23 protein-coding genes are annotated in these 23,245 nt (G+C 62.4%); 15 read left to right on the top strand and 8 right to left on the bottom strand.

Features of this window, described 5'->3' with window-relative positions; genetic code table 11:
- Positions 1–150 precede the first annotated feature (150 nt).
- The 5 genes from ACFPN2_RS16910 to ACFPN2_RS16890 all read left to right on the top strand — a co-directional run bounded on the left by ACFPN2_RS16910 (position 151) and on the right by ACFPN2_RS16890 (position 4,303).
- Complete coding sequence (locus ACFPN2_RS16910) at positions 151–726, top strand: RNA polymerase sigma factor (protein WP_380598554.1); 576 nt, start codon at positions 151–153, stop codon at positions 724–726.
- Between the two features lie 11 nt (positions 727–737).
- A complete protein-coding gene (locus ACFPN2_RS16905) occupies positions 738–1,190 on the top strand; it encodes a hypothetical protein (protein ID WP_380598552.1) in 453 nt (150 codons plus the stop codon).
- Positions 1,191–1,208: 18 nt separating this feature from the next.
- Positions 1,209–2,891 carry an RDD family protein gene (locus ACFPN2_RS16900; RefSeq protein ID WP_380598550.1) on the top strand — a complete coding sequence of 561 codons (1,683 nt, stop codon included), beginning with the start codon at positions 1,209–1,211 and terminating at the stop codon, positions 2,889–2,891.
- Positions 2,892–2,971: 80 nt separating this feature from the next.
- Positions 2,972–3,472, top strand: coding sequence for a metallophosphoesterase family protein (locus ACFPN2_RS16895; RefSeq protein WP_380598548.1), 501 nt, complete (start codon positions 2,972–2,974; stop codon positions 3,470–3,472).
- Between the two features lie 150 nt (positions 3,473–3,622).
- On the top strand, positions 3,623–4,303 hold the full coding sequence (locus tag ACFPN2_RS16890) for an SOS response-associated peptidase (protein ID WP_380598546.1): 681 nt from the start codon (positions 3,623–3,625) through the stop codon (positions 4,301–4,303).
- A 282-nt stretch (positions 4,304–4,585) separates the two neighbouring features.
- Here ACFPN2_RS16890 and ACFPN2_RS16885 read toward each other — a convergent pair whose 3' ends face one another.
- Positions 4,586–5,626, bottom strand: a complete 1,041-nt coding sequence (locus ACFPN2_RS16885; RefSeq protein ID WP_380598544.1) for a YVTN family beta-propeller repeat protein — start codon at positions 5,624–5,626, stop codon at positions 4,586–4,588.
- Between the two features lie 22 nt (positions 5,627–5,648).
- Complete coding sequence (gene rocF / locus ACFPN2_RS16880) at positions 5,649–6,617, bottom strand: arginase (protein WP_380598542.1); 969 nt, start codon at positions 6,615–6,617, stop codon at positions 5,649–5,651.
- 71 nt (positions 6,618–6,688) lie between these two features.
- On the opposite strand from rocF, the gene ACFPN2_RS16875 reads away from it, so the two are divergent.
- The 5 genes from ACFPN2_RS16875 (at position 6,689) to ACFPN2_RS16855 (ending at position 11,132) form a co-directional block, all read left to right on the top strand.
- Positions 6,689–7,603, top strand: coding sequence for a DMT family transporter (locus tag ACFPN2_RS16875; RefSeq protein WP_380598540.1), 915 nt, complete (start codon positions 6,689–6,691; stop codon positions 7,601–7,603).
- A gap of 91 nt (positions 7,604–7,694) precedes the next feature.
- Positions 7,695–8,630 carry an ABC transporter ATP-binding protein gene (locus ACFPN2_RS16870; protein WP_380600153.1) on the top strand — a complete coding sequence of 312 codons (936 nt, stop codon included), beginning with the start codon at positions 7,695–7,697 and terminating at the stop codon, positions 8,628–8,630.
- Positions 8,627–9,388: an ABC transporter permease gene (locus ACFPN2_RS16865; RefSeq protein WP_380598538.1), complete on the top strand. Its 762-nt coding sequence runs from the start codon at positions 8,627–8,629 to the stop codon at positions 9,386–9,388. Before ACFPN2_RS16870 ends, ACFPN2_RS16865 begins: the two co-directional genes overlap by 4 nt.
- 2 nt (positions 9,389–9,390) lie before the next feature.
- Positions 9,391–9,918, top strand: coding sequence for a GNAT family N-acetyltransferase (locus ACFPN2_RS16860; protein ID WP_380598536.1), 528 nt, complete (start codon positions 9,391–9,393; stop codon positions 9,916–9,918).
- 77 nt (positions 9,919–9,995) lie between these two features.
- Positions 9,996–11,132, top strand: coding sequence for a dipeptidase (locus tag ACFPN2_RS16855; RefSeq protein WP_380598534.1), 1,137 nt, complete (start codon positions 9,996–9,998; stop codon positions 11,130–11,132).
- A 3-nt stretch (positions 11,133–11,135) separates the two neighbouring features.
- Here ACFPN2_RS16855 and ACFPN2_RS16850 read toward each other — a convergent pair whose 3' ends face one another.
- Positions 11,136–11,939, bottom strand: coding sequence for an outer membrane beta-barrel protein (locus ACFPN2_RS16850; RefSeq protein WP_380598532.1), 804 nt, complete (start codon positions 11,937–11,939; stop codon positions 11,136–11,138).
- An 81-nt stretch (positions 11,940–12,020) separates the two neighbouring features.
- Positions 12,021–12,761 carry a YceI family protein gene (locus ACFPN2_RS16845; protein ID WP_380598530.1) on the bottom strand — a complete coding sequence of 247 codons (741 nt, stop codon included), beginning with the start codon at positions 12,759–12,761 and terminating at the stop codon, positions 12,021–12,023.
- A gap of 141 nt (positions 12,762–12,902) precedes the next feature.
- Between ACFPN2_RS16845 and ACFPN2_RS16840 the strand changes: the two genes are divergently transcribed.
- The 4 genes from ACFPN2_RS16840 (at position 12,903) to ACFPN2_RS16825 (ending at position 16,465) form a co-directional block, all read left to right on the top strand.
- Positions 12,903–13,268, top strand: a complete 366-nt coding sequence (locus tag ACFPN2_RS16840) for a cupin domain-containing protein (RefSeq protein WP_380598528.1) — start codon at positions 12,903–12,905, stop codon at positions 13,266–13,268.
- Between the two features lie 84 nt (positions 13,269–13,352).
- Positions 13,353–14,264, top strand: a complete 912-nt coding sequence (locus ACFPN2_RS16835) for an alpha/beta hydrolase fold domain-containing protein (protein ID WP_380598526.1) — start codon at positions 13,353–13,355, stop codon at positions 14,262–14,264.
- A 49-nt stretch (positions 14,265–14,313) separates the two neighbouring features.
- Positions 14,314–15,345, top strand: coding sequence for a LacI family DNA-binding transcriptional regulator (locus ACFPN2_RS16830; RefSeq protein WP_380598524.1), 1,032 nt, complete (start codon positions 14,314–14,316; stop codon positions 15,343–15,345).
- 37 nt (positions 15,346–15,382) lie between these two features.
- Positions 15,383–16,465, top strand: coding sequence for a serine hydrolase domain-containing protein (locus ACFPN2_RS16825; protein ID WP_380598522.1), 1,083 nt, complete (start codon positions 15,383–15,385; stop codon positions 16,463–16,465).
- Here the strand turns inward: ACFPN2_RS16825 and ACFPN2_RS16820 are convergent.
- From ACFPN2_RS16820 to ACFPN2_RS16805, 4 genes are all read right to left on the bottom strand, one after another.
- Positions 16,367–17,368 (bottom strand): acyl-CoA desaturase, encoded by a 1,002-nt coding sequence (locus ACFPN2_RS16820; RefSeq protein WP_380598520.1) that lies wholly within the window; start codon positions 17,366–17,368, stop codon positions 16,367–16,369. The two genes, ACFPN2_RS16825 and ACFPN2_RS16820, sit on opposite strands and share 99 nt — an antisense overlap.
- A gap of 2 nt (positions 17,369–17,370) precedes the next feature.
- Complete coding sequence (locus ACFPN2_RS16815) at positions 17,371–18,354, bottom strand: SRPBCC domain-containing protein (protein ID WP_380598518.1); 984 nt, start codon at positions 18,352–18,354, stop codon at positions 17,371–17,373.
- Between the two features lie 74 nt (positions 18,355–18,428).
- Positions 18,429–18,755, bottom strand: a complete 327-nt coding sequence (locus ACFPN2_RS16810; RefSeq protein WP_380598516.1) for a hypothetical protein — start codon at positions 18,753–18,755, stop codon at positions 18,429–18,431.
- A 120-nt stretch (positions 18,756–18,875) separates the two neighbouring features.
- Entirely contained in the window at positions 18,876–20,435 is a 1,560-nt protein-coding gene (locus ACFPN2_RS16805; RefSeq protein WP_380598514.1) for a serine hydrolase domain-containing protein, read from the bottom strand.
- Positions 20,436–20,814: 379 nt separating this feature from the next.
- Here ACFPN2_RS16805 and ACFPN2_RS16800 point away from each other — a divergent pair, with 379 nt between their 5' ends.
- On the top strand, positions 20,815–23,238 hold the full coding sequence (locus ACFPN2_RS16800; protein WP_380598512.1) for a putative bifunctional diguanylate cyclase/phosphodiesterase: 2,424 nt from the start codon (positions 20,815–20,817) through the stop codon (positions 23,236–23,238).
- Positions 23,239–23,245: the final 7 nt, after the last annotated feature.

Here is a 23,245-nt window from a genome sequence, read left to right as displayed (position 1 = left end):
GGGTCTGGCCATAAGTCAGCCCCTGTAAGTGTGCGGATTACGTCGCATTTTCACGGTAGAGTACCCAGGATTCCGGGCCCTGGATGGGGCGCAAGAAAACTGTAACTTCCCCTCCCGCGCGGTGTTCTCAAGCTAAACGACGACATCACCGTGGCCAGCCAACCCCCGGACACCCCCGAGCGCCAGGACGACTTCGCAAGCTTCATGCGTGCCTATCAGGACATGGTCTATTCCACCGCCGCGCGGATCACGGGCCGCGACGGCCCGGCGGAGGACATTGCCCAGCAGGTGTTCCTGAAGGCTTACGAAAATTTCGCCCAGTTACGCACCAGCCCGGCCGCCGGCGGCTGGCTCAAGACCGTGGCCCGCAACCTGGCCTTGAACCATGCCACCCGTTACCGCCGTCGCTGGCGGTTCTTTTCCGAGCTGCGCGGCGACGATGACGACGAGGCGGATATGGAGATTCCGCAACTCGAGGGCGAAGGTATCGCCGCGGTCGATCTCGATGCCGACACGCGCCGGGCCATCGTCGCCGAGGCCTTGCAGAAATTGCCCGATCATCGCCGGCTGCCGCTGGTGCTGTATCACTTCGAAGAAATGTCCTATGACGAGATTGCACAGCAGCTCGGCATTTCGTTGCCCAAAGTGAAAATCGACATCATGCGGGCGCGCGGCGCGCTCGCGAAGATCCTCGCCGCCCGCGGTCTGACGGCGGAATGTTTCTAGAGGCCGCCATCATGAACACTCCTTCCAATCCGAACGAACAGCAGCTGGAACGCTTCATCGACCGGGCCCTGCGCGATCAGCCTCTGCGCCGCGCGCCAGTCGATCTCGAATCCAAGGTGATGGCGGAGATCGCGCGTCGCGCGGCCGCTCCGTGGTGGCAAGGCAGCTTCTCCGGCTGGCCGGTCGCGGCCCGCTTGTTGTTCATCATCGCGTCCGCCGGCTTCATCACGCTGGTGTTGAAAGCTTCGGCGATGATCCTCGATCCGATCAATCCGAGTGCACGCAGCGCTGCGCTGTTCGCCGATGTGGCGTGGATTCCTTCCTTGTTCGCGACGATCGGCCAGGTCTTCCACGACCTGCCGTCGTTCTGGATTTATGTGGGCGCGGCCATTCTCGGCGCGCTGTATCTAACGTTGTTCGGGGTCAGCGCCGCTGCCTATCGAACGTTGTATGCGGCCCGCTGAGGACGCGTGGTGTTTCGTATGAAACGTTTGTTTGTCAGTATTTTCGCGATCGCAATGCTCGCCGGCCTCGGCGGCACTCAACCTGCGTTCGCGCAGGAAGAAATCACGCCACCGGCACCGCCCGAGCCGCCGGCCGAGGTGGAGCGGAACGACGATCTGGAGCGCGGCATCCAGCGCGAACTGGAGCGGGCCGAGCGCGAGATCGAACGTGCCCAGCGCAAAGCCGAACGCGCGGCCGATCGTGCCGCACGGCGCCTCGACGCACGGAACGACCGAGTCATCGTCAACATCGGCGACAACTCCTCCCTGCCGGCTGGTGAGTACGCGGACGCGGTGATCTCGGTGTTTGGCTCGGCCACTTCAGCCGGTGAAGTTGGCGAAGCGGTCGTGGCCATCGGCGGTAACTCTTCGGCGACCGGTCCGGTCGGCGAAGGCGTCGTCGCGTTGTTCGGCAATGTGTATGTGGACAGCGAAGTGGGCCAGGACGTCGTCGCGATCTTCGGCAACGTGCAGCTCGGGCCGCACGCTGTCGTCAACGGCGAAACGGTCTCTGTCGGTGGCGCGATCACTCGCGATCCGGCTTCCAAGGTGCACGGCGGGCAGCAGCAGATCGCGTTCGGCAAGAACTTCGGCGATATGAAATGGCTGAAGGCGTGGTTCGAGAACTGCCTGCTGTACGGCCGGCCGCTGGCGTTCGACTCGAGCGTGGCCTGGGCGTGGTGGCTCGCGTTCGGCTTCCTGGGCTTGTATGTATTGCTGGCGGTCATGTTCGACGGCACCGTGCAGCGCTGTGTCACCACACTGGAAGAGCGCCCCGGCGAATCGACCATCGCGACCATCCTCGCGGTCCTGCTGTCGCCGATTCTGATCATCCTCACACTGATCACTGTGATCGGCGCGGCCTTGGTGCCCTTCCTGGTGCTCGGATTGTTCTGCGCAGCCGTGTTCGGCAAAACGGTTGTACTCGCTGCGCTCGGACGGCGCATCACTCGCTTCACCGGCATCGGCGCGTTCGGCCATCTCGCGGTCGCGACGCTGATCGGCGGCTTGATCGTGCTGTTGCTGTACACGGTGCCGGTGGTCGGCTTCATCGTGTCCAACATCGTCGGCGCGCTGGGTTTCGGTGTCGTCGTGTACACGTTGCTTCTGGCGCAGCGTTCGAGATCTGCCGCTCCGACAGCGCAACCTGTTGCTGCCGCGGCTCCCGCTGCTTCGGCCGCTGGGTTTGATCCGACGATCGAGTCGGCTGGTATCGCTGGCGATGGCAGCACGGTGCCGCCGCCCTCTCCTCCGCCGGTGAGCCCGAGCAACGTCGAGCTCAACACGCTGCCGCGCGCGGGGTTCTGGATTCGCATGGGCGCGCTGACGCTCGATGCGCTGATCGTGGCCGTCGTCGTGAACTGGCTGGAGCCGAGCGGTCATCTGTTCCTGGTCGCACTCGCCGGTTACGGTGCGTTGATGTGGAAACTGAAGGGCACGACCATCGGCGGCATCGTCTGCAATCTGCGTGTGGTACGCACCGACGGCCGGGACATCGAATGGGAAACCGCCATCGTCCGCGCGCTCGGTTGTTTCCTGTCGCTGATCCCGGCCGGCCTGGGCTTCATCTGGATGGTGTTCGACAACGGTCGGCAGACCTGGCACGACAAGATCGCCGGCACCGTGGTGGTGCGGGCGCCGAAGAACACGCCGCTGGTCTGATCTGAGAATTTCCTCAGCTAGCGACGTCGGCGTAGCGAGGCTACAGTTACGGGTCCGTCGCCGCTCATGCTGAACCGTCCATGGAACCCGCGCTCCCTTCCGACACGCCCGATCAGACCGTCATCGGCGTGCTCTCCGACACTCATGGCCTGCTGCGCCCCGAAGCGCTGAAGCACCTGAACGGCGTCGACCGCATCGTTCATGCCGGCGACATCGGCGCACCGAACGTGCTGGAGAAGTTGCAGACGATCGCGCCTGTCGACGCGGTCCGCGGCAACAACGACAAGGGCGCGTGGGCCGAGGCGATTCCTGAAACATTGTTTCTCGAGATTCGCGGGCATCGCATTCATGTGCTGCACGACCTGAATCAGATCGACTTGAGCCCGTCGGCCGCGGGCATGTCGGTGGTCATCAGCGGTCATTCGCACAAGCCGGTCGTGGAAGAGCGCGAGGGTGTGTTGTTCATCAACCCCGGCAGCCCCGGGCCGCGCCGTTTCCGACTGCCCATCGCGCTGGCGAAGTTATATATCACCGCCGAGTCGGTGCGCGCCGAGATCATCGAGCTGCGCATTCCCGGCTGAACGGAGCTCGGCTCTTTTCGCGCGCGGCGCGATGTCAGTTTCAATGTTGCCGGCGGTATTTTCCGGCGACGCCGAACGAGATTGTGAACGGCCCGGAATCCGAGCGACGTCACATTCCCGATACGAGACGGCTCTTATTCTCGACAGCTTATGTGTGATCGATTCGTCATAGCTCCTCAAGCCGCGGTGGAACGCGAGTTCCCTCTGCTGCATGCGTGGTGGCGATTCGAGCCCAGCTTCAACGTCTCCACTCGTAACAACGTGCCGGTCGTACGCCTGCACGACGGCGAGAGCGAAGGCGTGATGATGCGCTGGGGCCTGGTGCCCGATTGGGCCGAAGGCGATGAGCGCAAGGCCTGCACGACGCATGCGTCGGCCGACGAGCTCGATCGTAATAAAGCGTTCAGCGGCGCGTGGTGGCGGAGTCAGCGTTGCATCCTGCCGCTGTCGGGGTTCTATGGCTGGCAGCTCACGCCGCAGCAGTATTTACAGCCGTACTTTGCTCGACTCGTGAATCGGTCGGTGTTCGGAGTGGCGGCGATTTGGGATCGGACGGTCAACAAGGATGAGGATGACGTCATCGACGGCTGCGCCGTAGTGACGGTGCCGCCGAACGATTTATTAGCGGACGTTCACAATACGGCGCAGCGGATGCCGGCGATTCTGCACCGGGATGAATATGAACCGTGGCTGCGGGGCTCGACAGCGCGAGCCCGCTCGCTGCTAAGAACGTATCCGCAAGACAGGATGGTCGCGCACGCGGTGAGCCCGCGCATCAACTCGCTCAAATATAACGATGAGCAATTGATCAAGCCGGTGCTCTTCGGCTGAGGCTGAACGGCGCTACCGGCCTTCGGCCGGTGCGCCTCTTAGTTCACTTCTGCCTGAGCGGCGCGACCGGCTTTCGCCGGCGCGCCTCGTTAGCTAATCCACTCCGGCTGAGCAGCGCGATCGGCTTCGCCGGCGCGCCTCGTTGGCTAATTCACTCCGGCCTGAGCAGCGCGACCGGCCTTCGCCGGCGCGCCTCTCCGTTCTGTTTGCTAAGTCGCCTCAGTCGCTCGTGCGATGCTTGCCTAGTCGCTCGGCAACGCGGCTCTTGCCGGAGCGAACGGTTTATTTCTGGACGGTCAGCGGCGTGTAGGCCAATCCATCCGGCTCGCGACCCGCTTTCAATCGATTGACGATCTTCAAGCTATTCAGGTCGATCACCGTCACGGTATCGAAATTCGTATTTGCCACGAACACCACCGACAACGGCTCTGGCATCAAGATTCCAACCGGCACCGGACCCGTCCCAAACTGCGACGCCATCCTTTTCGTATCGTCCTTGGGCAGCTGCTCGCCTTCCTTCTGCATCGGAATGCTGGTGATCTGCTTCTTGGTCACCGTGTCGAACACGGCAACATCGCCCGACACCGCGTTAGACACGAGCGCTCGTGTCCCATCCGGTGTGAACTTCACGCGAATCGGCATCTTGCCCGGCTCGAGAGTCGCGGTAATCTTCAAGGTCCCCGGGTCGATGATGGACACGGTGTTGGCCTCGCGATTCGTCACCCACACCTCACTGCCATCCGGTGCAACCGCGATGCCTTCCGCGCCTTTGCCCGTAACGACATCTGTAATGCGTTGGTGAGTCGCGAGATCGATCACCGTCGACGAGCCTGAACCGATATTCGCGGTGAACGCGCGACGATGTTTCGGGCTGACCGCAACCATGTGCGTACCGACCTGATCGGTCGCGATCGCATGCTTCACCTTGCCATCGTTCACGCCGACAACGAGCACCGCTTTGCTCGCCTCGACGGTCACAGCGACGTCATCGCCTTGCAGCCAGACAATGCCGTGCGGCCGGCTGTAAGTGCCGAGGTCGATCGTTCGCACGACTTTCTTGCCCGGCACATCGACGACCGTCAACGTTTTACCTGGATTGGCATTGTCGCCGTAGTTTGTGACTACGGCGGTCTTACCATCGGAGGAGACCGCGACTTCATGCGGCCCATCGCCCGTCGGCAAGGTCGCTTTGACCTGGTTGTCCGCGAGATCGATGAACGACACCGTGTCGTCGGACTTGTTGAGCACCAGCAACGTGCCCAACGGCGCGGCAAGCGCCGCCCCGCTGAGCGCCAGCAATAACAAACAGCCCAGTTGTTTCATCTTGTTTCCCTTGCCGTACTAGTCAAGGCGCCGAGCGCCGCATCAGTGTGCTCTTACCGAACAGCGACTCGATCAAATCCACCGCCAGCAGCGCGGTCTTGTTACGAATGTCGAGCGCCGGGTTCAACTCCATCACATCCAGCGACGCCATGCGACCGGTGTCGGCGATCATTTCCATGCACAGCTGCGCCTCGCGATACGACGGCCCGCCGGGAATGGTCGTGAGCACGCCCGGCGCAATCTCCGGATCCAGAAAGTCGACGTCGAAACTCACATGCAGATGCGTGTCGTCGTCGAGGCCCATCAGCGCCTGTTCCATCGTCTGCCGCATACCGTGCTCGTCGATGTAACGCATGTCGAACACTTCCAGCCCCTGCTCGTGCACGAAACGTTTTTCCGGCGGATCGACGCTGCGAATGCCGATCTGGCGAATCCACGAGGGATGGATGGCGGGTTTGTGGCCGCTCATCTCGGTCAGTTGCGACGGACCGAAGCCACACAAGCACGCCACGGGCATGCCATGAATGTTACCGCTGGGCGAAAGCTCACGCGTGTTGAAGTCCGCATGCGCGTCGAGCCAGAACACGCGCAGTTTCTTGCCACGCTCGCGACAGTAGCGTGCGACGCCGCTGATCGAGCCGATGCCCAGGCAATGATCGCCACCGAGCAGAATGGGCAACTGACCATTTTTCAGCGCTCCATACATTGCATCGTGGACCAGCTGGTTCCACTCGGTGACTTCGGCGAGATGCCGATAGCCATCGACAGGTTGCTGCCAGGGATTGCCGGGGCCGTTAAGATTGCCGCGATCGATGACTTGCAGACCGCGACCGACCAAAGCCTCGCGAAGCCCAGCCACACGCAACGCTTCAGGCCCCATCGACGAGCCGCGGTCGGCGGCGCCGGTGTCAGTCGGCGCACCTATCAGTGTCACCGCCTTCCCTTTAGCCATCGCCAATGACGAATCGCCCCCCGCGAATTGCGTGCTCATGACCATCACCCTCTCGTTAGAATCGGGTCGAACGCCGTTGTTCTGACCGCGCCCCGATTGTACTCCAGCCCATGCCCAGCCCTGACACCACTGCGCGGCGCGATGTGCTTACCGGGGTGCTGCTGGCCGCCGGCGGCGCCATCGCATTCTCCTGCAAAGCCATCATCATCAAGCTGGCCTATCGGCACGACGTCGATGCGGTGACAACGATCATGTACCGCATGTTGTTCGCCTTGCCGTTGTTCCTGGCGCTGTCGTGGTGGTCCGGACGGAACAAGCCCGCGCCCAGCGCGCAGGAGTGGCGCACGTTGTTCGGACTGGGGTTTTGTGGTTATTACCTGGCGAGTTATCTGGATTTCGCGGGATTGCAATACATCAGCGCCAATCTGGAACGGCTGATTCTGTATTTGAATCCCACCATCGTGCTGCTGGCGGGCAAGCTGCTGTTCAAGACCGAGGTGAGCCGGCGGCAATGGCTGGCGCTCGGCGTAAGTTATATCGGCGTGCTGGTGGTGTTCGCTCACGATCTGCGCACCGGCCCGGACATCGCGTTCGGCGCGCTGCTGGTCTTTGGCAGCGCCATAAGTTACGCGATCTATTTGGTATACAGCGGCCAGCTGGTACGCCGGCTGGGCGCGATGCGCGTGACCGGCCTGGGCACCACCATTGCGTGTTTCCTCTGTATCGCGCAGTTTTTTATTCTGAAGCCGCCGTCGGCGATGATCGTCGCGCCCGAGGTCATCTGGCTGTCGGTGATGAACGCGGTATTGTGCACATTCGTGCCGGTGCTCATTACCATGATGGCGCTGGAGCGCATCGGCGCCGGGATCACCGCGCAGATCGGCATGATCGGGCCGATGTCCACCATTATTTTGAGCGTGCTGGTGCTGGGCGAGCCGTTTACGGTCTGGATTGCCGCCGGCACGGTCCTGGTGGTGGCCGGCGTCTGGCTGCTGGCCCGGTCGCGCATGCGGCCCGATTCGTGAAAGCGCGGCAATTGCGCCGTGCGCAGACGGCCACGCCGCGCTCATTGTGACTTCTTTATAATGCGGCTCCCTCACTCGAGACTGGTCGAGCATCGGAGCCCGCGTGCAATCCATCATCTCGGTCCAAAACCTGGTCAAGACCTACGCCTCCGGCTTTCAAGCCCTGAAAGGCGTCGACCTCGAGATCCGCCGCGGTGAAATCTTTGCATTGCTGGGACCGAACGGCGCCGGCAAGACCACGCTGATCAGCATCATCTGCGGCATCGTCAACGCCACGTCCGGCAGCGTCACCGCCGATGGCCATGACATCCGCAAAGAGTTCCGCGCCGCGCGCTCCAAGATCGGCCTGGTGCCGCAGGAGCTCACCAGCGATGCGTTCGAAACGGTGTGGGCGACGGTGACTTTCAGTCGCGGCCTGTTCGGCAAGCCGCCCAATCCCGCGCATCTGGAAAAGGTCTTGAAAGACCTGTCGCTGTGGGACAAGAAGGACAGCACCATCATGGCGTTGTCCGGAGGCATGAAACGTCGCGTGATGATCGCCAAGGCGTTGTCGCACGAGCCGCAGATTTTGTTTCTCGACGAGCCCACCGCCGGCGTCGACGTGGAATTGCGACGTGACATGTGGGACATGGTCCGCTCCCTGCGCGACAGCGGCGTCACCATCATCCTCACCACGCATTACATCGAAGAAGCCGAAGAGATGGCCGATCGTATCGGCGTCATCAGCAAAGGCGAGATCATTCTGGTCGAGGAAAAGACCATGCTGATGCGCAAGCTCGGGCGCAAACAGCTCACGTTGCATCTGCAGGCGCCGCTACAACAGATTCCGGCGCAGCTCGCCAACCGTCAGCTGGAGCTGTCGCAGGACAAGACGCAGCTCATCTACACCTTCGATACCCAAGCCGACGCCACCGGCATTGCCAGCCTGCTGCGACAACTCAACGAGCACGGCATCGACTTCAAGGACCTGCACACCAGCGAAAGCTCGCTGGAAGAAATTTTCGTCAGCCTGGTGCACCAACGATGAACACTTACGGCATCAGCGCCATCTACCGTTTCGAACTGGCCCGCTGGTTCCGCACCCTGGTGCAGAGCCTGTTGTCGCCGGTGATTTCCACCTCGTTGTACTTCGTCGTGTTCGGTGCCGCGATCGGCTCGCGCATGGCCGAGATCGAAGGCGTGAGTTACGGCGCGTTCATCGTGCCCGGGCTGATCATGCTGTCCGTGCTCACGGAGAGTATTTCCAATGCGTCCTTTGGCATTTACATGCCGCGTTACTCCGGAACGATTTATGAAGTGCTGTCGGCGCCGATCTCCGGAATGGAAATCGTCATCGGCTATGTGGGCGCGGCGGCCACCAAGTCCATCATGCTCGGGCTGGTGATTCTGGCGACCGCGCGGCTGTTCGTGCCGTTCAGCATCGAGCATCCGCTGTGGATGGTCTCGTTCCTGGTGCTCACGTCGCTCACCTTCAGCCTGTTCGGGTTCATCATCGGCTTGTGGGCCAGCGGCTGGGAGAAGCTGCAGATCGTGCCCATCATGGTGGTGACGCCGCTGGCGTTCCTCGGCGGCAGTTTCTATTCCATCAGCATGCTGCCGGAGTTCTGGCAGAAGGTGGCGCTGTTCAATCCGGTCGTGTACCTGATCAGCGGCTTCCGCTGGAGTTTCTATGGCGTCTCCGACGTCGCGGTCGGCGTCAGCTTGGGAATGACGTTTCTGTTCCTGACGCTGTGCCTGATCGTGATCTGGTGGATTTTCAAGACCGGCTATCGCTTGAAGGCTTGATCATGACCGCACTTCGCTTTCGTCGCGCCACCGAGCAGGATGCCAGGCTGCTGGCGGAGCTGGCCGAGAAGACATTCCGAGACACCTACACTCAGTTCAACACGCCGGAGAACATGGACTCGCATTGCTCCAAGTCCTTCGGCGAAGAAATTCAGCGTGCGGAGATCCGGGATGCGCGGCGCGAGAGCTGGTTGGGCGAGATCGACGGCAAGCTCGTCGCCTTCGCTCAGCTGATTCTGGATAAAGCCTGTCCGCCCGTGCCGGGCAAGCGCGGCATCGAGATCCTGAGGTTCTACGTCGACTCGTCTCAACATGGCAAAGGCGTGGCGTATCGAATGATGGACGAGCTCGCCGCCCGCTCCGCCGCGCTGGACGCGGAGGTGTTGTGGCTGGGCGTGTGGGATCAGAACACGCATGCGACCGCCTTCTACAAGCGCTGCCAGTTCGAAACGGTGGGCACGAAAACGTTCACCCTCGGCACCGAAGTCCAGTCGGACTGGGTGATGAGCCGGGACCTGCGCCGGTCGTGAATTTCGACCCGACTTCTGCCAACCTTCAGCATCGATCTGGCATCCAAGCGGATTCTGGCACTCACGGAGATTTGCGAATGACCGCACCCAGCCTGTCCCGCCGTTCCATGCTGCTCGCCACGGGCGCAGCCGCACTGACCTTGCCCATGACCTGGGCTCGAGCTTCCGCGAAGTGGAATGGTTATCGCGACGCCATCGTCATCGATGGCTTGGGCGGACCGGGCAGCATCACCATGCAACCCGGCGAGAAGCTCAGCGAAGCGCACCTCAAAGATGTGAGGGACAGCGGCCTGACCGCCGTGCTCATCACGCTCGGACCGGTCGGCACGACGGCGCCGGACGCGGCCTTCAAAGATTTGGTTCGCGGCCTCATCGACGTGGATCGCGACATCGAGCGGCATCCCGAAACGTTTGCTCGCATCCGAACTGCCGCGGATATCACAGCGGCCAAGAAAGCCAAGCGCACCGGACTGATCTGCGGCGTGCAGGATGGCGTGGCGTTCGAGACCGATCTCGACCTGCTCGAGGATTTATATCAGCTGGGCTTGCGGGTCGTGCAACCGACTTACAATCGTCGCAACTTGATCGGCGACGGTTGCATGGAGCCGGCGAACGCCGGCCTCAGCCGCACCGGCATCGAAACCATCGAACGGCTCAACTCGCTCGGCATCCTGGTCGATCTCAGTCACTGCGGCCGTCAGACGTCGGCGGATGCGATTCGCACGTCGAAGAAGCCGGTTGCATTCACGCACACGGGCGCGGCGGCTGTCGTCGATCATCCCCGTCATCGCACCGATGCGGAGCTGCGCGCGGTGGCCGACAAGGGTGGCGTGTCCGGCGTGTTCTTCATGCCTTATCTATCCGGCGGCAAGCAGCCCACGGCAGCGGACGTCATTCGACACCTGGAACATATGATCAACGTCGCCGGCGAAGATCATGTGTCCCTGGGCACCGACGGCACGATCTCACCTGCCGTGCTCGATCAGAAATACAAAGATGCGTTTGCCGCCGATACCAAGGCACGCAAGGAAAAGGGCATCGCGGCGCCGGGCGAAACGGAAGACGGTTATTTGTTCGCCAGCGATCTGAACACGCCGCGTCGTTTCGAAACATTGGGCCAGATGCTGGCCGACCGCGGCCACAGCGCCGCCCGCATCGAGAAGATTCTCGGTCGTAATTTGCTGCGGGTATTCGGCGACGTGTGGCGCAGCTGAGCGTTACAACCCGAACAGTACGCTCAGCGATGCTTGATCGATGTGGCTTTCGCCCATGATCTCATTGGATTGCAGGTCGTCGGTGCGCTGATATTCGAGCCGCGCCGTCCAGCGCGGCAGGAATGCCCATTGCACACCGGCACCCACGGTGACGACTTCATCGCTGAAGTCGCGATCGATCTGCGCGCCGGGCGCCACTGTTCCACCGACTGAGTTTACTCTCGTCTCGACTTCCTGCTTGGCGAACAACACGCCGCCGCGAAGGAACACTTCCCATTGCGAGCCCAGCGGCAATGAGCCAAGCACGGACAGTGCCGGCCCGCGCGAGGTGACGCTGTAGCTGCGGGTGATTTCGCTCACATCGGAGACGGGCGGCAGGCTCGGGTTCCACCGATAGTGCTCGACTAGCGACGCCTCACCGGAGTCGACATAGGCAAGCTCCGCCGCGAGATATTTGTTGACCCGATAGCCCAGCGAGAAATTCCAGCCGACGTCGGTTTCGTCGGCGGTGAGCTCGGCGAGCCGATATACCGCGACCACGGGCACTGGCGAAAATATCGGCGCGCCTGGATTACCCACGATGATCCCGGCAACCGGATCTCTGCCCACAACGAAGACCGGCGTAAAGGTGGCATCGGCCACCGGCGGTACCGGCCCGACACCGGCCTTCTTATCCAGGCTCTGCTCGCTGCGGCCGCCGGCGGCACCGACATAGAATCCAGGATCGGCGGCTTCGGCAATTTCACATCCCAGTGAAATTACAAACATCGCCGATGCGACTGCGCATCGAAACATTCCGCTCTGCATGAGCTCTCTCCGTGACATCGTACGATTGCATCTTCCGGTCGATGCAATCGTACGGCACGACGATTCGCTGCGCAGTATTTTTTACTTAGTCTGGCCGCCTGCGCCGGTGGGCGCCGGTTCAGCGGACCTGGCCACCGGCGGGCCGGAGAATTCCGTTTCCACGATGACGTTCACTGCGTCGCTCACGCCCATCGTGGTGCCCGGCGCCGGAATGCCGTAACTGATGCCGAATTCGGAACGCTTCAACACGCCCGTCGCTGAGAAACCAATGCGTGCGTTCGGATCCATCGGGTGACCCCGATAGCCGCCGTTGAAACGCGCTTCGAGCACCATCGGACGTGTCACTCCACGCAATGTGAGCTCGCCATTGATGCGCATGGTGCGCGCACCGGTGGGCTCGACGCTGATCGAGCGGAATGTGATTTCCGGATACTTCGCGGCATCCAACCACTTCTCGCCGGTCAGCTCGGCGTTGAAATCCAGTTTGGCCGGATCTGGGAAATCTGTTTCCAACGATTTGGCGTCGACCGCGACGGTGACGGTGGACGCGGCCAGATTGTTTGGATCGAACTGCAACTGCGCGGTCGACTTCTTGAAGCGCGCGGTGTAGTTCGAGAAACCCAGGTGATCGACTCGGAACAGAACACTGGTGTGCATCGGATCCATCGTGTACGCGCCGGCCGGCACGTCCACCGGTTGTTCGGCCGGTGCAGCTACGGGCGCGGGTTCCTTCGCCTGCGGGGCGGGCTCCTGCGCGGTCTGTTGCTTGGGCGAGCAGGCGGCCAGTGCGGCGAGCACGCCGAGGACGAGTAATCGGTTCATTGCTTTGTTCCCCTCCGAAGGTAAGGCCAATTCGATGTGTCTGGTTGGAAGACGATCCAGCCTCGGCCCGGCCGACAAGTCTGCGGCACATTTCGTCCCTGGCAACCCCCGTTTCTGTGCGGGAATGGCTATGATTTCCCCATGAACCCCTCAGCCATCAACTTCCAGAACAAATTCGCCCGTTTCAGCGAGACCTGGAGCCCCAAGGTGATTGCTGAAATGAACGACTACCAGTTCAAACTGGTGCGCCTGCACGGCGAATTCGTCTGGCATCAACACGCCGACACCGACGAAGTCTTCATCGTCATCGAAGGCTCGATGACCCTCCGCTTCCGCGACCGCGAAGTCCCCTTACGCGCCGGCGAGCTCTACGTCGTCCCCAAGGGCGTCGAGCACCAACCCTTCGCCGCCGACGAATGTAAAGTGATGCTGGTCGAGCCCAAAGGCGTCGTAAACACCGGCGACACCGGCGGCTCCCTCACCGCCCAGAACGACGTTTGGATCTAACCCGTCTCGCCACCTGAACGCCGGGGTGCCTCCAAATTCCCCGAGGCCGCGAAGTGCCACGCGAGAGCTTGGAAAGGTGGGCACATGATCAGGCAGGCGTTGCTGGCTTCCTTGTTGTTGATGACGGGCTGTGCCTCGCACGAAGGCAGGCCGAGCAATGCGCGGATCGGGTCGGTGGGGCCGGTGGATGTCACGGTGACCCGGGATTTTGTCTACACCCCGCAGGGCTGGCCGCAGGAGCTGAAAGCGGATTTGTATAAGCCGGCGGGCAATGGGCCGTTTCCGGCGGTGGTCATGATCCATGGCGGCGGCTGGGAAGGCCGGACGCGGGAGGACATGAACGATATTTCGCAGCGGGTGGCCGAGCGCGGATACGTTGTATTGAACATGTCGTACCGGTTCGCCCCGCAGTGGCACTTCCCGGCCCAGCTCCAGGACGTGCAACAGGCGGTGCTGTGGTTACGCGCGCATGCCTCCGACCTGAACGTTTTGAAGAACCGCATCGGCACCTGGGGTTATTCGGCCGGGGCGCATCTGGCGGCGCTGGCCGGCGTCACCAGCCCGAGCGACAAATGGTTTGTCGAAGGCACGCGTGTGCAGGCGGTCGTGGCCGGCGGCACGCCGGTGGATATCCGTTATTACAAGGACGGCAAGCTGACCAACGGGCTGACCGGCGTCTCCTATGACGAAAACCCCGGCCTGTGGCGCGAGGCCTCGCCCTTGGCGCTGGTGAGCAGCGACGATCCGCCGATGTTCCTGTATCACGGCACGTTCGATTTCACGGTGGGCGTGAACAACGCGCACTCCATGTACGAGGCGTTGAACGCCAATAACATCCCGGCCGAGCTGTACCTGGTCCGAGGCCTGGAGCACCTGAGCACCTTCATGGTCGACAGCCCGGTGGACAACGGCATCGATTTCCTCGACATCTACCTGCGGGCGACCAAACCCAAGCTGTCCGAGGAGACATCCGGGGGCGGTCGAATCCTGCGGTGACATGGCCGGCCAGAGCCATTGCGACGAAATCTAAGTTAACATCGCGCCCATGTCCGGGCGCAGAACAAGCATCAACGACGTCGCCAAGGCTGCCGGCGTCGCGATCAAAACAGTCTCGCGGGTTCTCAACAACGAACCGAACGTTCGCGAAGAAACCCGTGCGCAGGTGCTGGCCGCCGTCAAACGGCTGAACTATCACCCCAGCCTGTCGGCCCGCAGCCTGGCCAGCCGCCGCTCCTACCTGGTGGGACTGGTCTACGACAATCCCAGCGCCAACTACACCATCGAAGTCCAGCGGGGCGCCCTGGCCCGCTGCCGCGAAGCCAAGTTCCTGTTGCTGCTCCATGAAGTGGCCGGCCGCACCGAAGAGGTGATGCAGGACATCCTGACCTTCGCCAACCAGACCCATCTCGACGGCCTGATCGTCGCGCCGCCGTTGAGCGAGTCCGCCGAGCTGATCCGCGCGCTCGACGCCCAGGCCCTGCCGTTCGTGCGCATCGCGCCGAACGAAATCAAACATCGCTCGCCCTACGTCGACATCGACGACGAGGCCGCCGCGCGCGAGATGACCGAATATCTGATCGGCCTCGGCCATCGCAGTATCGGTTTCATCATCGGCCGCCCCGGCCACTTCGCCAGCGGCGAACGCCTGCGCGGCTACAAGGCGGCGCTGAAGAACCACAAGATTCCCTACGTTCCCGAGTACGTCCGGCAAGGCGACTTCCTGTTCGACTCGGGGCTGGAAATGACCCGTCAGCTGCTGGCGCTGCCGAAGCGGCCGACGGCGATTTTCGCAGGCAACGACGACATGGCGGCGGGCGCGCTCATGGCGGCCCACGAAATGGGCGTGGCCGTGCCGGCGCAATTGTCGGTGGCCGGCTTCGACGACGCGGCCATCGCTCGCACGGTGTGGCCGCCGCTCACCACCATCTGTCAGCCCACTTATCAACTGGCCTACCGCGCGGCCGACCTGCTGCTCGAGATGCTGCTTTCCGGCACCACGCCGAAACCTGCGCGACTGGCGCACACCCTGGTGCGTCGGGACTCGACGGCCGTGGCGCCGAATTCGAAACCCAAGTAGCGTTCGGGCCAGGCCACGGAATCACGGATCGATACGAATGCTGAGGCGCCCGGCCGCTACCTTGCTGACGATGCTCGCGCTGGTCGCGTCATCCAGCGTCGCGGCTGCGCAGGAAGGCGCGCCGATCGATGACCCGCTCCCCCAGCTCACACCCGATCGTGTCTATGCATTGGATGCGGTGTTCGAGCGCATTCTCCAGGAGTTCGCCATTCCCGGACTGGCGGTGGGCATCGTCGATAACGGACAGCCCGTGTACATGCGCGGCTTCGGCGTCCGCGACCAGGGGACGGATCAGCCGGTCAACGCGCATACATTGTTTCATGTCGCGTCCCTCACCCGAACCTTTACCGCCGCGGCCATCATGCAACTCGCCGAGCACGGCCAGCTCGCGCTCACCGACTCGATTGCCGATTCGCCCATCACTGTCACTCAGCTGCTGACCCGCGACGATGCCGCCTTCGACGCCCTCGCCGGCATCATCGAAAGCGCGTCTCAGGAAAAATATTCGCAGTACCTGCAGACGCGCGTACTGAATGCGGCCGGACTGCAGGAAAGCACCTTCGAAGTGCCGCTCGTCGACAACAACGTCGCGTGGCCTCACGTCGGCAAGTTGTTCGTGCGCCGTGCCCCTCGTTATCCGTGGGATGAGAAAACGCTGCCGAGCGCCGGACTGAGCGCGAGCGTCGCCGATCTGACCCGATGGGCGGCGTTACATGTAAATCGCGATCCCGCGCTACTCTCGCCCGCCTCCTACGACGCAATGTTCAAACATCAGCGCGATGGCGAGCGCGCCAACACGGCGATGGCTTTGGGGTGGCAACTCGAACATCATGGCAGCGAGTGGTTGCCCAGCCTTGCCGCCAAACGACGCGGCTTCTCGGCGCTGCTGACACTCTATCCTTCGCAGCAACGCGCCATCGTCGTTGTTGCCAACGGCGAGACACTGCCTGGAAAAGAAATCCGCGGGATCATCGAATCGATACTGGCGGGTGAATCCTACCTGTCGCCGAAACCTTCGTTGTTAATGCGCAGCGACTTTCGCTGGGCCTTCGGCGGGTTGCTGGCGATGTCCCTGCTGCTGATCGCCGTATCGATGCATCGACGCCGTCGACCGGTGTGATCGATCCACTCGGTGCAGAGCGGCCCGCGGCGGCAAGGTCTCGGGCGTATTGATCGACCACACCAGGCCGCAACACTTCAGCCGCTGAATCAGCCACCAGCCCGGATCCGCTTCGCCGCGTAACAAGCCGAGCCGCGCCGAGCCCGGAAACGCGTGATGATTGTTGTGCCAGCTCTCGCCCATGCTGAACAGCGCGGCGATCGGAACATTCCGCCCCTGCACACCCGCGCCGCGCACTTCCCAGGTCATCGGCCCCTGTCGATGCGCGAAATGACCGATGAGCCAGTGCCCCGTCACTGAAACAGACACGCGCACGCAGATACCCCAGATCACCCAGGACCAACCGCCAATCGCGTAGAACAACAGCGCCCACGGCAACTGCTGCCACATCCAGGTGCGCTCCATCCAGTAATAGCAACGATCGTTCGCAAGCGCTGGCTCGAGCTGAAACATCGGGCCGCGCGTCAGTTGCAAATCACAATGCAGTTGCCACCACGCGTCGGTCCAGAAGCCGCGCCCGTGACGCAAATAATCGTGACAGTGAGTGCGCCGCTGCGCCCAGTCCCGCAGATCGTGCTGACGAATCATCCCGATCGGCCCCGCCATGCCGACCAGCACACCCAGATACACACAGACATACTCCAGCCATTTCGGGCAGTCGAAGCTGTTGTGAATCAGCCGCCGATGCATGCCCACCGAATGACCGGCGCACAACGTGATGGCCGTTGTCACAAGAAACAAAACGAAAGCGCCCGGCGTGAATGTCAGTGGACCGAGCGTCAAGGCCACGAGCGTCATTCCGCCCATCCAGAGCGACTTGCCGGCACGCCAGCGCACGCTGCCCGCCGACGCGTCGGCATCGCCGGGATCGACGATGCGTCCCGAGCCGATATTCCAATCCATGTTCAAGCGTCCGTCGCCTCCGAGCGCCGCCTATACAACCCCAGCAGCACTTCTTCCAGATTACCGAGCACCAGTCGTGCAACCGCATCGGCATACCAGTTGAAACGCGTGCTCACGCGGTAGTGCATGCTGAGCGTGAGCTCGGTCGCCGTGCCCTGGGTCTGCAACGAATAAGAAATCGTGTCGATATCGAAGTAGGCACCGCCCATCACCACGTGCTGATCGAACGCGCCGGGTGGAAACGAGTCTTCGTAGAAGCGCTGCCGCCATTGAATGAATTCATGCTCGCGGCGCGCGGTCTGGATCTGATCGAAATGCACGTGCTTGCCCATCGAGATCCGCCGCACCGGCTGACCGTCGACGGCGTCGCTCACTGCCGCGAGCGGCGGCGGCACCCCGATGCGGAACGCGAGGCCGTCTTCGACTTCTTCGCGCCGGATGTCCCGCACGTTCATCAGATGATCCCAAACGACGTCGCGAGGCGCGTCGATGGTGACAGTGCGCTCGATGGTCGCCAGTCGCACCGGCAAGCCGTCGGTCGGCTCGATCGCACCGAGCAGCAGCGGCAAGACAGCGACGCTATACGCCGCCTGCTTCGGCCAGTTCGTCTTGCGACACACGGCCCCCATGATGACCGCACCGACCATGCCGACCATCGCGAACAACGGCAGGATGACGATGACGCAGATCCAGCCTTCGAGAAGCGCCGGCACCGTGCCGAGAACGAACAGCGCGTTCGCACCCGCGCCCACAACGAGGTAGTAGCCCCAACGGCGGCGAGCCAAGCGCTCGGCGAGATAAACCGTCACGGCGCTCACCGCGACCGGCGCGATGAAGATGAAGGAGCCCATCATCGCGTCATACCCGGCGTTCCCCTCGCTATAGATCAGACGCAATAGCAGCCCGACCAGCGCCCCCGCCACGACCGGCCACCACTTGGGAAAGGGAAGCTTCTCCTGTTTTTCCTGCTCGGTCAGCGGCTGCATTCGGGCTCCATCTCGATGTGGATGGAGCTTGCCCGCGTGCGGCGGGGTTCTCAAGTTCGAGACCGAAGCGAAGTTTATGAACGCAGCGACAAACGTGAAGCCGCACACAGCACGCGCGTGGCGGCCATTTCGAGCGCTTCCATGTGGGTCTTGAGATAGTCCAGCTCGGCCTGCAGGCCGGCGTGCAGGTCCATTGCTTCGAGCAGCGGCTCTTCATGTTCGGAGAAATGGCCGGTGAGCTCTCGATCGTCGAAGCGCAGTAACGCGATGGCCGTCCGCGCCATCGAACCGCGCGCCTGTTCCCAGGCCGGCCCGAACTTGCCCGGATCGATCGTCACGGGCTCGAACGTCATCGCCGCCCACTGCTCGGGGGTCGCGAGTTGCTCGCCACTGTCAGCCATCGTCGCCTCCTATCAGGAGGGATCGGGTCAGGCGCGGGGCTTTACCCTGGAGCTGAAAACGTCAAAGGCGCACGCCGAAGAACATTCGGACGTGCGCCCTCGATTCACCCTGCGCGACTATTACTGACTCACGGACTGAACGATCGGATCGAGGAAGGGAGCCAGGACGGAGTAATCGCCGTTCCAACCCGCGTCATTCCAGGTGCGTGCGCTCGCGTTCGAATCCGTCAGGATGATGTTTCCCGCACGAACCGCGACGATATCCAGGCTCGGAATGACGACGATCAGACTGTCGCCCAGGCCCCAGGCCCAATACGCATCGCGCGGCACATTCGGCAACTGTCCATCGACGTTGGTCCACCACAGCATGCCGTAATGGGCCGGCGCATTCGGGAAGCCCGCGGCCTGCGGTCCACCGACCGGAAGTGCCGTGTTCGCAGCCACCGGCGTGCTCACCTTCGACACGAAGTCCTCGGACAGAACGCGCTGATCGTTGGCCCACAGCCCTTTGCGGAGGAACAGCAGACCGACTCGCGCCATCGCGTTCGCGTTCGCGTAGATGCCGGAGTTGAGCTCCCGGTTGCGAAGATCCGTGCGCCCCGACTGGTTGTCGCGCCAATGCACGTCCGAGATCGCCGTGCCGTTGTTGCCCGTACCGCCGACGCTGGTGTTCACGCCGAGCGTGCTCCACACATTCCTGTTGAGCACCGACGCCAGGTCTTCATTGAAGACGTTGGTCAACACGTCGGCCAGCCAGTTCAAGCCGCCATCGGAGTAGAAGAACGTCGTGCCCGGCTGATATTGAAGCACGGGGTAGGTCTGGATCTTGACGAAGCCCGCGGTATGCGTCGCCAGTTGTTGAATCGTGATGCTCGGCAACCAGCCCGTGGCGATATTAGACGCCGGATTCTCGCCGAAGCCGGTGAGCTTCGCAGACGCAAGATCGCTGAGCTGCAGCGTCTGGTTGGCCAGGGCGATGCCCAACGCCATGCCGCCGATCGACTTGGTGGTCGACTTCATATCGAAGCGCTCGTCGATGTCGCCCCACGAGTAAACCAGCCGACCCTTGCGCACGATCATGCCGGCGCTGCCAGGCTGCGCGTCGCCGCTGGTCTGCGCGTAAGTTGCCGCTTGCTCGAGTAGCGTCTGGTTCATGCCAACGTCGGCGGCCGCGGCAACACGTGTCCAACCGTGATCGGTTGTATCATTTGATACATCGGAGGCCGGATAAACCGCCGAGCCCACCGTGACACTCACCGTATCCGTGCCGCTCAAGCTGCCATCGCTCACTGTCAATGTGAGCACGTAGGTGCCGGCGCCAGGAAACGTCACACTCGTCGCGGCTGCGTTCGCCGTTCCGAAGGTCACACCGCTCGGGCCGCTGGTTGCGGTCCACGCGTAGGTGAGTGTCGAAGTTGAAGAGTCATCGGTCGCCGAACCGCTCAGCTGCGCGGTCGTGGCTGGCAACTCGATTGTTTGATCGTTGCCGGCCTGCACGGTCGGCGCCGCATTCTGCGGCTGTTGCTGAACCGGCGCGCTGGTCTGGCCACCGCCGCCGCCTCCTCCACCGCCACCGCACGCGGCAATGGACAGTGCCAATGAAACGCCAATCGCCACCTGGCGACAGCGCCGAATCAATTCGGAACGAGAGAGCTGTGACTCTCGCGACATGACGCGCATTCGATGTTCCCCTCGCATGTTTCTCGCGCTGTTACTAGTGCGCGATGCAGACAACGCTTGTGACTTTCGGAAAGGTCCTGGGCCAAGTCAGAAAAAGCCTGGGCTGGCTATGCAGCTCGCGTGCCGTCGCTGCGCGACACGCGAATGCTTTGCTACAGCGGGTTTTTGGAATGTTTCTCTTGTACTTTTTGCAACGAAACAGACCTGCGCGGGGAATGTTTTTCCACGACGACGAGGATGAGAGCCCCATCACAAAGCGGTCCCGTGCCACTACGGGGTGACCCCGGCTGTGAGGGGGTTAACATTTGTCGAAATCGGCAATGCGTAGGCTCACCGCTATGTTCAATCTCCGGCCGTCCGCCGCCTGACCCGAAGCGCCATGATCCGTCGACTACGCACTCGCATCATCGTGTTCGTCGTGGCGTTGCTGGCGGTGGTGCAGGTCGTGGCGTATGTGGTCGTGAGCCGCGCGAATTCGACCAACGCGCGCGAGAAAATCGTCGCCGAGCTCGAGGTCGGCGAACGCGTCTTCGCCCGATTGCTGGAACAGAATCGCGAGCGGCTGGCGCAGGCAGCGCGTGTCATGGCGGCCGACTACGCATTGCGCGAAGCCGTGGCCAGCGACGATCAGGACACCGTCGTCTCGGCGTTGACCAATCACGGCGGCCGCATCAAGGCCGACATGACCCTGCTGGTGTCGCTCGATCGACGCGTCGTCGCCGACACGATCGCAAGCAACGAGCGCGGTCGCCTGTTCGAATTCCCGCAGCTGATCGATCAAGCCGCTCGCGAAGGCGGCGCCTCGTCCATCGAAGTGATCAACGGCCGCGCTTATCAGCTGGTCGTCGTGCCCGTGCTGACCCCGATGCCGACGGCCTGGATCGCGGTGGGCTTCGTCATCGACGACAACGTCGTGTCCGAGCTGCAGCAGCTCACCTCGTTGCAAGTGTCGTTCCTCGAACGACACGATGGCGATCATCAATGGGGCGTACTGGCCTCGACGCTCGGCCCCTCGGCGGTCGATCTCGCCGCTCAGTTGCCCTCACTGCCTGGCGCCGCGCAGGTCCACTCCATCGGCGGGGGTGACAACGAGCAACAGCTGAAGGTGATCACGTTCGATCGTCACGGCGACCGCGCGCTCGTGGCAGTGTTACAGCGCTCGGTGGCGACCGCCGTCGCCGCCTTCAATCGTTTGCAGCAGACATTGGCCGCACTTGGCATCGTCAGCATGCTGCTGTCGATCGGGGGCGCGGTGCTGATCGCCATGAACATCACCCGCCCGATCACTCACCTGACGAAGGCGGCCGCACGCATTCAGGACGGCGACTACTCCAATCCAGTCAGCGTGACGCGCTCGGACGAAATCGGCGCGCTCGCCTGCACTCTCAATCACATGCGCGAAGGCATCGCCGAGCGCGAGCGGGAGATCCTGCGACTCGCTTATCGCGATACGCTCACCGACTTGCCGAATCGCGCGCTGTTTCACGACCGGCTCGAGCACGCCATCCTCAACGCGCATCGCACCGGCGCGACGCTGAGCGTGCTGATGATGGACCTGGATCGGTTCAAGTACGTCAACGACTCGCTGGGTCACGGCGTCGGCGATCACGTGCTGCGTGAAGTGGCCAACCGTTTGAGCGCGCTGCTGCGTCAGGCAGACACCATTGCGCGCCTGGGCGGCGACGAGTTTGCGATTCTGCTGGAGAACGTCGACGAGCGTTACGTCACCAAGGTGGCGAACAAGATCCTGCAAGCGCTCGAGCATCCGATCCGCTACGAGGACCAGCCGCTCGACGTCGGCAGCAGTATCGGTATCGCTCACTTCCCCGAGCACGGCGAGAACAGCAGCAAGCTGCTGCGTAACGCCGACATCGCGATGTATGTAGCGAAGCGCAACAAGGGTGGCTACGCGGTATACGACGCGAGCTACGACACTCACCAGCAAGAACACCTGTCGCTGCTCAGTGAGATTCGCCAGGCGGTCGAAGGCCATCAGCTGCGCGTGTATTATCAGCCGAAGGTCGGGCTAACGTCAGGCATCGTTGAAGGCGTGGAAGCGCTGATCCGTTGGGAACATCCGCGTCGCGGCTTCGTCTCGCCGGCTGAATTCATTCCCTTCGCGGAGCACACCGGTTACATCAAGGTGCTGACACGCTGGGTGCTCGAACAGGCGATTCGCCAGTGCGGACAATGGCGCTCGAACGGCATGCCGCTGCAAGTGTCCGTGAATATCTCAGCGCGCGACCTGCTCAATCGCGAGCTGCCTGAGCTGATCGTGCAGCTGCTCGATCGTTACGGCACGCCTGCCTCGCTGTTGTGCCTGGAGATCACGGAGAGCGGCTTCATGGAAGATCCGGCGCACGCACAGCGCGTGCTGGAACGGTTGCACGAGCTGGGCATCGTGCTGTCCATCGATGACTATGGCACGGGTTATTCGTCCCTGAGTTACGTCGCGCGATTGCCGGTCGACGAGCTCAAGATCGACCGCTCGTTCGTCAAACAAATGAGCGATTCGACGACCGCGACCATCGTGCGCTCCACCATCGAGCTCGGTCACAGCCTGGGATTGAAGGTAGTCGCGGAAGGTGTCGAGGACGAAGCGGATCTACGCACCCTGCGCGTTTATGGTTGCGATCAAGCGCAGGGGTATTTCATGAGCCGCCCGCTGCCGGCGAAAGAATTGGAAGAGTGGCTGAAGCACTCGGAGTGGTCGCGGCCGGTAGCTGCTACGAGAGACGTCTCCCCCGAAGAGACGTCCAGCAAGATCACAGTGCTCCGGCCTGCGACACTTCGATCCAAGTGAGGGTTAT

It is taken from the genome of Steroidobacter flavus (assembly GCF_042651805.1).
Classification (GTDB): domain Bacteria; phylum Pseudomonadota; class Gammaproteobacteria; order Steroidobacterales; family Steroidobacteraceae; genus Steroidobacter; species Steroidobacter flavus.
Note: the sequence above shows the minus strand (reverse complement) of the source record. Positions and strands in the feature narration are given on the sequence as shown.